A 6,912-nucleotide genomic window follows, 5' to 3' on the forward strand; every position below is an offset into this window, starting at 1 on the left:
CCGCCGTGCCCGGCCCCGTGGGACGCCGCGTCCGTGAGCAGGCCCTTAGCGGCGCGGCCCTCGGCGCGGTCGTGGAGGGCGACGCCCTGCGGGGGCACCACCGGCCCGCCCCCCGGCCGGTCGCCCGCGGCCGCGCGGTGCGACGGCGGGTTCGCCGTGCGGGTCCCGTCGTCATGGAGGTCGGCGCCGGTCCGCCCCGCGGAGCCGAACACGCGGGCGCCCTCGCCCTCCCCGCCCGCGGGCGGGGAGGGCAGCACCACGCGCGGCAGGTCGGCGCCGTCGGCCGCGGGCACCGCCTGGGCGTTCACGGAGCGCTCGCGCCCGTCGCGGGCGTCCGCCCCGGTGCGCGCGGGAGTGCCGAGGGCACCGTCCCCCACCCCGGTGGCCGCCGGTGCCGGGGACTCCGCGGCGGGGGAGAGCCTGGCGTGCCTTCCGACACTGCGGATGCGCTCACCGGGCCCCTCGGCGGGGGCGGGAGCACGGTCCCCCGCGGTACCTCCGGGCGCCGCGGAACCGCTGGAGGGCGCGTGCGGTGTGCGGGCGTCCTGGCCGGGAACGGTCCGGGTCCGCCCCGGGGGCCGCTCAACGGGGGCCAGGATCCGGACCCCCTCTCCCCCCTCGTCCGCGAAGCCTCCGCGTCGGGCACCCGTGCCGTGGTCGGCGTCCCGGCTCCGGGCGGGGCTCCCCTCGCCCGGACCCAGGACGCGGATGCCCTCGGTCCCTCCGTGCCCGTCCTCCTCGGAGGGCGCTGTGCTCGGGTGGCCCGCGGCGTGGAACGCCCCCTCAGAGGAGCGGATCCCGCCCTCCTCCGAGGGCACTGTGTTCGGGTGGTCCGTTACGTGGGACGCGCCCTCACGGGGGCTGGCCCCTGTCTCCTCGGGTGGCATGGTGCGCGGGTGGCCCGTGTCGCGGAACGCGCCCTCACGGGGACGGGCCCTGCCCCCCTCGGGCGCCGCGGCGCCGGCGCGCGGCGCGTGCGGGGCGCGGGCGTCCTGGACGGGGGCGGTGCGGGTGTGGCCCGTGCTTCTCTCCCCGGGCCCGAGTACGCGCACGCCCTCCCTCTCCTCGCCGGGCGTCCCCCCGCGCCCGGGGTCCGCGTGGCCGTTCGCCGACCCCGGGGGCGGCCCCGAGGCACGGCCCGCGCCCGCGCGAACACCCGTTCCGCTGCTCCTGTCGGCTCCCCTGCCCTCAGAGGACCCCTCGTCGTCGGCCACCGGGGTCTGGGCCACCTCACGGCCGTAGGACTCCAGGTCGTCGGGGCCGAGCACCGTGCCCAGAGGCCACTCGGGCGGCTCCTCCCCGACCCGCAGCACGACCCTCCCCCGGGAGGGCCGTGTCCACGAGGCCCGGAAGTCCGCGCCGCCGTCCGGCACCACGGACAGGTCCCGCACCGCTTCCGGGCACGGACCCGGGCTGGCCCGGCGCACGAGCCCCGCCGACCCCCGCGCGTGCCCGTTCGAGGTCACGTAGACCGCGCGGATCCGGTAGTGGTACTCCACGTCCATCTCGACGTCGGTGTCGCAGAACCCCGACCCGTCCGTCTCCACGCGCACGCCGTCGCCCGCGCCGCGCGGCGGTGCCCCCACACCGCGCAGCACCTCCACGCGCACCGCCTCCGCCGGGGCCTGCCAGGAGCCGGACACCGACCGCTCCCCGGCGCGCACCCGCAGCGAGGAGACCTCCGGCGCGATCATCACCGGCGCGGACGACGCCTCCTCCGACACCCCGAGGCCGTCGCGCACCGCCACCACCGCGTAGCGCGCCTCAGCTCCCACGGGTGCTCCGGTGTCGGTGACCTCGTTTCCCGACGACTCGCCCACCAGCGCCTCGCGGGCGCTCCCGTCCCGTCCGGTGCGCCGCGTCACCCGGTAGGTGACCGACTCGTCCGGAGCGGGGCCGGGCTGCCAGGAGACCACCACGTTCCGGCCGTCGACCCGGGCCTCCACACCGCGCGGCGGCGGCGTCGCCACCTCGCCGAGCCGGGCGGCGAGCGCCTCGTCGTCGGCCGCGGCGTCCGCCGCCGCGGCCAGGGACCGGGCGGCCTCCTCCCGGTCGCCCGCGCGCAGCGCCCGCTCCGCCTGCGCGGTCAGCTCCTCCACCTGCTGCATCCGCGCGCGCAGGCGCTCGTGCAGGTCGTGGTCCTCGGGCAGGTCCTCGGCGGCCTCCTGCGCCTGGCGCAGCCGGTTGTCCGCGAGCAGGTCGTGCACGTCGCGCTCCGCCCGTGCGGGCGCGTCGGCGCCGGAGGCGGACCGCCGCACGGCCGCGGACAGCAGCAGCGCCTCCTCCTCGGCCAGCCCCCGGCTGACCCAGTGCCGGGCCAGCCCGGACTCGTTCAGGGACTCCGGGCGCTCCCGCAGGTCGCCGACGATCTCCCCCAGCACGAGGGCGTCGGCCCGGTCGCCCTCGGCGCGCAGGATCTCCAGCACGTTCTCGGCCGCCGCCCTGCCCTCGGACTCCGGTTCCAGCCGTACGCGCTGGACCGCCTCGTCGAGGGCGGCCTTGTCCAGGGCGGTGCCGTCGTGGAGCCGGAAGCCGTCCAGCACGGTGAACCCCTCGGCCAGGCGCTGCTCCCCGAAGACCTCCATGGGGGAGAAGGGCACGCCCCGGGCGCGCAGGTGTCCGCGCAGGGCGCGCAGGGTGTCCTCGGACGGGGCGTCGTCCAGTTCGGGAAGCCGGTCCACGACGCGCACGTCGTGTTCGAGCAGGACGCGCTCGGCGTCGGCCTCGGTGACGCCCACCGGCGCGATCATCGACCGGAGGGTGTCGCGGTCCAGGAGGGAGGTGGTCAGACCCCCGGCGATCTCGGACCACGCGCTCAGGACCCGTCGGGCCTCGTCGGCGCGGACCTGCCGGAAGTGGGCGTGCGTGAGCGCGCCCTCGCCCTCCAGCCGCTCGTGCTCGGCGATGAGCTCGTCCAGCACCTCCCTCAGGGAGCGGCGGCTGCTCCGGAGCGCGCGCCAGTGGGCGCACACCTCGTTGACGTGCTCGGTGAACGCGGCCGGATCGGCGCACAGCCGCAGCTCCAGGCGGGGTTCGACACCGTAGCGCGTGAACAGGTCCGCGGGCAGCCCGTGGGCGCGCGCGGCCACCAGCACCTCGTCCTCGTAGCGTGTGCGTTCCTGTGCGTCCCAGGGCATCGTGCGATCCCGCTCCCCTCGTGTGGTCGTGGTCGTACGGTCCGGTGAGGGGGGTGGGCGGCGGGCCCCGGAGGCGGTGCCGGTCAGTTCACGCGGCTCCTCTGGGGCCGGAGGCGGTGATCGCTACCGCCCCGCCGGTCCCGGTCGCTTCGTGTCCCTGCATCGGCTCCGCCTTTCACGGCCGGGGATTTCCCGTGTTCTCCCTGTGCGGCCGTTTCGGGTCACGAGCATACCCCTCATGCGTGCGTTGACGGGGAGAACACGGGCCTTTTGGTTTCGCGCGTGTCCGTGGGTGTTCTCCGTGCGCGCAGAACCGGCTTGAACTGCTCATACTGCGACATCGGCCAAGAAAAACACCCCTTTTCTCGTTTCATGAGAAAAGGGGTATTTCATGCGGGGAAAGGCGCCATCGCGGGATATTCCGCGCCGCTTCGCGCTTTTTCCGCGCTGCCCGCGCGGGGCGCGCTCAGGACTCCAGCGCCTCGTCCATTCTCGCGGCCAGGTCATCGGTGAGCAGGTCGATGTAGGTGCTGGTGATGTGCCCGGAGTCGCGGTAGACCATCACGTTGCCGATCACCGCCGGGCACCCGCCGTCCACGCAGAACCGGTCGGTGAGGTCGACCCAGTGCACCTCGCCCCCGGACTCGCGGGCCGCGATCTCCTGCGGGTCGGCGTCCTGGAGCGCGTCCCGCTCGGACCGCTCGCACGGTGAGGGGTCCTCCAGGTTGGCCGCCACGCACTCCACCACGTCCCGGCGGGCGCGCGGGGTGTCGCGCAGCGCCACGACCTCGCCGCTGACCCGCGCCACCTCCTCCCACAGACGACCCATGCCCTCGGCCACCACGACCAGGTCCTCCTCCGGGGTGGTCTCCTCGGCGGGGTCGCTGGCGGTGGAGGAGCTGGTGAACACCAGGTCCGGCCGCAGCTCCTCCAGTTCGCCGATCACCGCGCGGTTCCAGTCGCTGCACGCCGTGTACGGGCCGCCGTCGGGGCCCTTCATCACCGTGTCGGTGAAGGCGCACGAGGACTTGGTGTACAGGTGCAGCCGCCAGCCCCGCTCCTCGGCCATCCCCTCCAGCGCGGTGACCCACTGGGCGCTGTGCGAGTCCCCGAGCACGGCCACGTCCTGGGTGGCGTCCTCGGGGCCGTACACGCACGGGTCGGAGGGGTCGGTCTCGGAGTGCGAGGCCTGGCAGTCGTCGTCGTACAGCGTGGGCACGTCGTCCTCCGCGTTGACGGGGGAGGGGTAGAGCGGCCCCGCGTCGGCGGTCTGGCCGAGGGCGGCGGGACCGGTGTGCACCGCCGGGTCGAAGGTCACCGACCGCTCCTGGTCGGCCCGCACGTACACCGCGCCGCTCACCGCGGCCACCGTCACCACGCCCGCCGTGGCCACGGCCAGGGCGGAGCGGCCGCGGCGGACCAGGCCACGGTCGCGCACGGGGTCCTCCACCCACACCTTGGTCGCCCACGCCAGCAGCACGGCCGCGGCCGCGACCGCCAGGGCCTCCACCGCGCCCAGGCTCTCCCGCCCCAGCAGCACCAGGGCGAAGACGATCAGCGGCCAGTGCCACAGGTACAGCGAGTACGACACGTCGCCGATCCACCGGGCGGGCGCGGTGCTCAGCAGCCGGGACGCCGACAGCCTCACGGGGGAGTCCTCGGCGGCGATCACCGCCGCGCTGCCCAGGACCGGCAGGACCGCCGCCCAGCCGGGGAAGGGCGTGGCGTCGTCATAGGCCACCGCGGAACCGGCGATGGCGACCAGGCCGAGCCAGCCCAGGGGCGCGCGCCAGCGCTGGGGCAGGCCGCCGTGCGCCAGCCCGATCGCGAGCAGGCCGCCGACGGCCAGCTCCCAGGCGCGGGTCGTCGGCAGGAAGTACGCCGAGGCCGCCTCCCGCGAGGTCAGAAGCACCGAGCAGGCCAGGGACAGCACCAGCACCGCGCCCAGCAGGACGGTGAGGGTCCCGGCGGAGGCCCGCCAGCGTCGCCGGGCCAGGGACCACACCACGAACAGGAGCGGCCACACCAGGTAGAACTGCTCCTCCACCGACAGCGACCAGAAGTGCTGGACGGGGCTGGGCGGGTCGTCCGCGGCCAGGTAGTCCACCGCCTGCCGGGCCAGGTAGAGGTTCTCCACGTAGGCGGCCGACGCCACCAGCTGCCAGGCGGTGTCCACCAGGCGGGTGACGGGCAGCAGGAAGAGCGCGACCGCGCCGGTGACCAGGAGCACGGTCGTCGCGGCGGGCAGGAGGCGCCGGATGCGGCGCACGTAGAAGCCGCCGATCGACACCTTGCCGTGCTCGGTGGCCTCGCGGTACAGCAGCGACGTGATGAGGAAGCCGGAGATCACGAAGAACACGTCGACGCCGACGTAACCGCCCGGTAGCAGGGCGGGGTTGAGGTGGTAGACGAGGACCAGGAGGACGGCGACGGCGCGCAGACCCTGGACCTCGGGCCGGAAACGGCGTCCGGTCCGGGCGGGTGCTGAGAACATGGGCTGGCTCCGAGAGCGGGCTCGGCGACGAGGGGGGGTCCGGGGGGTGAGTCGCGGGGGATGATCGCATTCTGTGCCGTTTCGAAGACCCGAGGCGACCCCGGAGCCGACACGGTGGCAGGTGTTCGTCCAACAGGGGTGCGGGCGACACGTTCCCTTGGTCGGGTGTTCGCCTGGCGGGTTCGGGAACCGTCGGCGGGGCGGTGGTTTTCCGGGGGCTCGCGGGGCCCTGGTCTCCGGTGGTGTGAGCGCCTCGTAGGCGTGCCGGGAGGGTGCGTCGGGGGGCTCACACGGGGTGTCGTGGCCCGTGGTTTCCGCTGGTGCGGCGCGTCCCGCCGGGGTGCCGGGGAACGCTCGCAAGGGCGGGGCTCACGGGACGCGTGGGACGCGTGGGAACGTGCGGCTCGGGGCCCGGATCACGGGGCCCGTCCGGTGGATGTGACGTGCTCGTAAGGCGTGTGCACCGGTTCGTGACGCGTCCGCTCCGGATCTGGGGCAGACTGTCGGATGTCGCCGGAAGGGATCGCGCCGGTTCGCCCAGGACCGTGCCGCGCCGCGGAGCCCCGTTCTCCCGAGCGGGTCCGTCCGGTGCGACCGCGCCGCGAGAGGAGGCACACCGTCACCCCCGTCACCCCCCTGACCCGCGCGCACCTCGTGGCGGCCGCCACGGTCGTGGTCGTGGTGCCCTGTGTCCTGTACCCCCTGATCGGCCTGTGGACCCTGCTGTGGATCCCGGCCGTGCTGGTGCTGGGCGCCCTCGTCCCCCACCTCGGTGACGCCGCGGCCGCCGTGGCGGCTCCGGACGCCGCCGACGCCTCTTCCGCTTCCGCGCAGGCCCACGGCGGACAGGACGGAACGCTCCGCGCCTTCGGTGAACGCGGCGGCACCCGGATCCGCCCGGTCGCGCTGCCCAGCGCCGCGCGGGACTACGACCTGGTGTTCTCCGCCGTGGTCCACTGGCGGTGGGAGGGCCACGTGGACCTGAGCCTGCGCAACCCGGTCGCCCCCGCCGTCCTGGCGGTGGTGACCCGCGCGTCCGGGCTGACCCGCGGCGTCCGACCCGGCGACCACGGGACGGCCGAGTGCGAGCTGGCCGCCCGGCTCGCGGTGGAGACGGCGGTCACCGGAGCCGGGGTCGTGGTGTGGGCGGAGGAGGTGAGCCTGCGCCTGCCGGAGGAGGACGCCGAACGGCTGCGCCGCATGGCCGCCCTCCGCAAGGACCGCGAGCTGCGCGAGGCCGTCCGCGACGCCGAGGGGACCTTCGGGCGCGGGGAGGGCGAG

General features: G+C 75.6%; 1 protein-coding gene and 2 pseudogenes. 1 reads left to right on the forward strand and 2 read right to left on the reverse strand.

Annotated features, from left to right (window positions below):
- A pseudogene (locus tag DQW06_RS12520) lies at positions 1-3,137 on the reverse strand (hypothetical protein); the annotation flags it as partial.
- 466 nt (positions 3,138-3,603) lie between these two features.
- Positions 3,604-5,631, reverse strand: coding sequence for an acyltransferase family protein (locus DQW06_RS12525; protein ID WP_013151598.1), 2,028 nt, complete (start codon positions 5,629-5,631; stop codon positions 3,604-3,606).
- Between the two features lie 588 nt (positions 5,632-6,219).
- Between DQW06_RS12525 and DQW06_RS12530 the strand changes: the two are divergent.
- Positions 6,220-6,912, forward strand: a pseudogene (locus DQW06_RS12530) (hypothetical protein); the annotation flags it as partial.

The sequence above is a fragment of the Nocardiopsis sp. TNDT3 genome (assembly GCF_003427465.1).
Classification (GTDB): Bacteria; Actinomycetota; Actinomycetes; order Streptosporangiales; family Streptosporangiaceae; genus Nocardiopsis; species Nocardiopsis dassonvillei.

Excerpts from the sequence above, each read along its gene's own strand:
- DQW06_RS12525 (WP_013151598.1), bottom strand. The coding sequence starts at position 5,631 with ATGTTCTCAGCACCCGCCCGGACCGGACGCCGTTTCCGGCCCGAGGTC.